A 1,106-nucleotide genomic window follows, 5' to 3' on the forward strand; every position below is an offset into this window, starting at 1 on the left:
ATTTTTTCAGCTAATTGTTCTTTGATTTCTTCAATCTGTTGATTGATAAGTTTAAGGCGATTAATCAGCTGAGGGATAAGAGCACTTCTAGTGGTATTAGAAACATCTTTAGGCTGCTTTTTATTAACTAATGAAAGTATTTTACTAGCCTTGTTATTAGGAATGCTTTTAGCTTGTTTTTTCAAGAACTTTTGTAGCCTTTTTTCGCCGTAGTATTGCAATTGAGAAGGATGAGAAAATTCTTCCCAAAAAGCCAATGCAGTTTTACCACTGAAGGGGTTACTAAAGAATTTTTTATAGTTAGGATATTGCTTATGAACAAGTTCATGCAATTGGTTTTTGATTTGTGTGCGTTGTTTAATTAAACTTTGATAATAATTGTTTAGTTCTTTAATTGCTTTAAAATTAGCGTCTTTGCGCACTTTGGGTAGATTTTCCCAATCAGCTAGTAAGACATTGGCGACTGCTTCAGCATCAATGGGATCAGATTTATCAGGGTTAGCACTATGCTTTCTTTCTCGTTTAGTTAAAGCAGGGTTAACTTCTTTGACTTGATAGTCCTGATTAACTAACCATTGAGCTAAAGAGCGGCCAAGACCTTTAGTATCTTCTAAGCCAAAAAGTAGTGTCTCTTGGTTAGATACAAAGCTTTTAAGGTCTTGAATAAATTCGTTGAACTTGTTGGGATTGTTAGGTGTTTGCACAGCACCTAACTTTTGATGAAAGCAATTAATAACTACAGCAGTATGTTGATTCTTATGGGTGTCAACACCAACGAAGAGATAGTTTTGATAATCCATTTTAATCAACTCCTGTAGAGAATGATTTATTATTAATCATCAGGCGAGTCCTATTGTAGAAGCGTTGATTCGCAGCGTCCTATTGACCGCCTCTGATGATTAAAAGGAGTGGGGGTCAGTCTTATATAAAGCGTTACTTCAGAATTAACTGAAGTCGCAAGGAGTGAAAAAGACTAACCCACTCCTATAATTAGCAATTTCAAAAAACTAAAAAACGAGGTAGAGATCTCAATGTTAGAGCGTTACTCCTAGATAGGAGTCGCAGAGATACTCCACCTCGCTACAAATAATTATATCATATCAAAG

The 1,106-nt window shown here is 35.3% G+C and carries 1 protein-coding gene; it reads right to left on the bottom strand.

Features of this window, described 5'->3' with window-relative positions; translation table 11 throughout:
- Nucleotides 1-800: IS110 family transposase (locus JOC47_RS15255; RefSeq protein ID WP_204703292.1), on the bottom strand; the 800-nt coding region annotated here is incomplete at its 3' end.
- Nucleotides 801-1,106: the final 306 nt, after the last annotated feature.

The organism is Halanaerobacter jeridensis, from assembly GCF_016908315.1.
GTDB lineage: Bacteria > Bacillota > Halanaerobiia > Halobacteroidales > Halobacteroidaceae > Halanaerobacter > Halanaerobacter jeridensis.